The sequence below is a fragment of the Brevundimonas diminuta ATCC 11568 genome (assembly GCF_000204035.1).
GTDB classification, from domain to species: Bacteria; Pseudomonadota; Alphaproteobacteria; order Caulobacterales; family Caulobacteraceae; genus Brevundimonas; species Brevundimonas diminuta.
The window spans coordinates 651,086-654,089 of record NZ_GL883084.1 but is presented as its reverse complement, the minus strand read 5'-3'; the positions used below and the strand labels follow the sequence as shown (position 1 = coordinate 654,089).

The following is a 3,004-nucleotide window of genomic DNA, read 5'->3' as shown; positions in this document are numbered from 1 at the left end:
CAGGGCGCGGGCGAAGACGCCGGGGTGAGGCGACAGGTCGACGGGCGTCTGAAACTCGCGCAGGATCACTTCGAGGCTGTTCACCGCATTGTCGGCGGCGCGCAGGTGCAGGAAGTCGGCGTCGGGGAAATGTCGGGCGGCGCGGCTCAGGCGCGCGGCGCGGCGCGCGGCGTCGAAGATGATCGGGGGACCGGAGGAGGGAGAGGGGGCGCTCATGTCGGTTCAGGATGGGGGCTGGCGAGGTCGATTGAAAGGCGTCGTTGCGCCTTTAGCATCCGGCGCGCGCGATACGGGCCGGGGCCTGCTGGATATTCTGCTGCCGCCCGTCGCTCATGACAGCCGCGAGGCGGCGGCGTCCGCGGGCCTGTCGCCGGACGCCTGGAGCCGGGTGGCCTTTCTGGAGGCGCCGGTCTGCGACGGTTGCGGCGCGGCGTTCGAATATGACGGCGGCGACTTCGCGGCGGAGCGGTGCGCGGCCTGCGTCGCCAGCCCTTACGCCTTCGGCCGGGCGCGGGCGGCCTGCGTTTACGACGAGGCGTCGCGCGGGATCATCCTCAAGTTCAAGCACGGCGACCAGCAGCAGTTCGCCCCCCTGTTCGCGCGCTGGATCAGCCGGTCGGCCGCCCCCCTGATCGAGACGGCCGACGCCGTGGTCCCCGTGCCCCTGCACCGCGCCCGCCTGCTGTCGCGCCGGTTCAATCAGGCCGCCGAGATCGCCCGGCCGTTGGCCCGCGCGGCGCGGCTCGACTACCTGCCCGACGCCCTGATCCGTCCTCTGCCGACCGCCAGCCAGGGCGGCAAGTCCGCGCGCGGACGGCGGCTGAACGTCAAGGCGGCCTTCGCCGTGACCGAGGTCGGGCGCCGACGCATCAAGGGACGTCGTCTGCTGCTGATCGACGACGTGCTGACCACGGGGGCTACGGCCGAGGCCTGCGCGCGGGCGCTGATCGAGGCCGGAGCGCGCGCTGTCGACCTGGCCGTCATCGCGAGGGTGAAAAACGCGCGCGAACCGCTTAAGTGAGGGGGAACCTTCCCATCCGCCTTCAGGAGTTCCCCTTGGCCGAAGTCGTCCTCTACACCAAACCTGGCTGCCCCTACTGCATCCGCGCCATGGCCCTGCTGGACCGCAAGGGCGCGGCCTATACGGAGATCGTCGCCTCCAACGACCCGGCCAAGAAGGCCGAGATGGTCGAACGCTCGGGCGGCGCCGCCACCTTCCCGCAGATCTTCATCGACGGAAAGCACGTCGGCGGCTCGGACGACATCCACGCCCTGGATCGCAAGGGCGAGCTGGACGCCCTGCTGGCGGCCTAGGTGACCGACACGCTCGACATCGCGCTGATCCAGACGCGGACGCCGGCGACGGCGGCCGCGGGGCTGGCGCATGTCGAGCCCCTGATCCGTCAGGCGGCGGCCGAGGGGGCGCAGTTGATCCTGACGCCCGAGGGGACCAACTTTCTCGAGCAACGCCGCGTCTTGCGCGACGCCGCCCTGTCGGACGAAGGCGCCGACCCGGCTGTCCTAGGGCTGAAGGCCTTGGCCGCCGAACTGGGCGTGTGGCTGTTGGTCGGCTCGGCCATCGTCCGCTCGGGCGTGGCGGATGACCCGCGCGCCGCCAACCGCTCCCTGTTGATCGACCCCAGCGGGGCGATCACGGCCCGCTATGACAAGCTGCACGTCTTCGACGTCGACCTGCCGAACGGCGAGACCTATCGCGAAAGCGCCTCGGTGCGGCCCGGCGAGGCGGCGGTGCTCGCCGACAGCCCCTGGGGCGGTCTGGGCCTGACCATCTGCTACGACCTGCGCTTCCCGCATCTGCACCGCGCCCTGGCCCAAGCGGGCGCGACGCTGATCGCCGTTCCCGCCGCCTTCACCCGCCCGACCGGCGAGGCGCACTGGGAGACCCTGTTGCGCGCCCGCGCCATCGAGACGGGCGCCTTCGTCCTGGCCCCGGCCCAGGGCGGGACGCATGAGGACGGCCGCCAGACCTGGGGCCGCTCCCTGGTCGTCGGCCCGTGGGGCGAGGTGATCGCCCGCCTCGACCATGACGAACCGGGCGTCCTGCACGCCCGTCTGGACCTTTCCGCCGTGGAGAAGGCGCGCGCCAGCGTCCCCGCCCTGCGCCACGACCGCGACTTCGACCTGCCCCTATGATCCGCTACGCCCTCTCCTGCGACCGCGACCACGGCTTCGAGGCCTGGTTCGGCTCTTCGTCCGACTATGACGATCAGGCGGCGCGCGGTCTGGTGGAATGCCCCTTCTGCGGCTCGACGGCGGTGAGGAAGCAGGTGATGGCCCCGGCCGTCTCCGGCACGAAGAAGACCTCGCCCGACGCCCTGAAACCTGAAGCTCTGCAGCATATGCAGTCGATGATGATGCAGGCCGCCCGCGAGGTGCGCGACCACGTCGAGCAGAATTTCGACTACGTCGGCGACGCCTTCGCCCGCGAGGCCCGCGACATCCACGAAGGCCGCAGCGAGAAGCGCGAGATCTACGGCGAGGCCACCCCCGCCGAGGTCAGGAAGCTGAAGGACGACGGCGTGCCTTGCGCTCCCCTGCCCAGCCTGCCGCCCGATCCCAAGAAGGCGAACTGACCGCAGATGGGGCAGGGGGAGCGGTACGAGGAATTCGCCCCGCCCGAACCTTTGCGCCCCTTTGTGCGCCTGCTGTGGACCTACGCCGCGCCTCGCCCCAGCGGCGGGGTCCAGCGCATCGCTCCGGACGGCTGTCCCGAGCTGGTGGTCGATCTGGCCGCCCCCTATGAGGAACAGGACGCCGACGGCGTCTTCCGCCCGCAGCCGTCGGTGATCTTCGCCGGTCAGATGACCCGGCCCATGGCCATCCGCCCGGTCGGCCCGGTCGAGATCGTCGCCGCCAAGTTCGAGCCAGACGGGGCGCGGGCGTTCCTCGGCCGCCCGCTGATCGAGGCGACCGACCGGCGGTTGGACCTTGTGGCGCGGCTGGACGGCTTCACGGCGCCGCCCGGCGATCCGGCGGGGCAGGC

At 71.6% G+C, this 3,004-nt stretch carries 5 protein-coding genes and 1 pseudogene; 5 read left to right on the top strand and 1 reads right to left on the bottom strand.

Going from position 1 to position 3,004, the window contains the following annotated elements; genetic code table 11:
- A pseudogene (locus tag BDIM_RS18365) lies at positions 1–216 on the bottom strand (SAM-dependent methyltransferase); the annotation flags it as partial.
- Here BDIM_RS18365 and BDIM_RS03420 point away from each other — a divergent pair.
- The 5 genes from BDIM_RS03420 to BDIM_RS17810 form a co-directional block, all read left to right on the top strand.
- On the top strand, positions 215–1,021 hold the full coding sequence (locus tag BDIM_RS03420; RefSeq protein WP_003164179.1) for a ComFC family protein: 807 nt from the start codon (positions 215–217) through the stop codon (positions 1,019–1,021). The pseudogene BDIM_RS18365 and the gene BDIM_RS03420 overlap by 2 nt on opposite strands.
- Before the next feature lie 35 nt (positions 1,022–1,056).
- Positions 1,057–1,314, top strand: coding sequence for a glutaredoxin 3 (gene grxC, locus BDIM_RS03415; RefSeq protein ID WP_003164178.1), 258 nt, complete (start codon positions 1,057–1,059; stop codon positions 1,312–1,314).
- Positions 1,315–2,154 carry a carbon-nitrogen hydrolase family protein gene (locus tag BDIM_RS03410; protein WP_003164177.1) on the top strand — a complete coding sequence of 280 codons (840 nt, stop codon included), beginning with the start codon at positions 1,315–1,317 and terminating at the stop codon, positions 2,152–2,154.
- Positions 2,151–2,594: a DUF1178 family protein gene (locus BDIM_RS03405; RefSeq protein WP_003164176.1), complete on the top strand. Its 444-nt coding sequence runs from the start codon at positions 2,151–2,153 to the stop codon at positions 2,592–2,594. Before BDIM_RS03410 ends, BDIM_RS03405 begins: the two co-directional genes overlap by 4 nt.
- Positions 2,595–2,600: 6 nt before the next feature.
- A partial coding sequence (locus BDIM_RS17810; RefSeq protein ID WP_040344666.1) for a DUF6597 domain-containing transcriptional factor occupies positions 2,601–3,004 on the top strand: 404 nt, incomplete at its 3' end.

Coding starts and splice junctions, on each gene's coding strand:
- BDIM_RS03420 (WP_003164179.1), top strand. CDS start 215: ATGTCGGTTCAGGATGGGGGCTGGCGAGGTCGATTGAAAGGCGTCGTT.
- BDIM_RS03405 (WP_003164176.1), top strand. CDS start 2,151: ATGATCCGCTACGCCCTCTCCTGCGACCGCGACCACGGCTTCGAGGCC.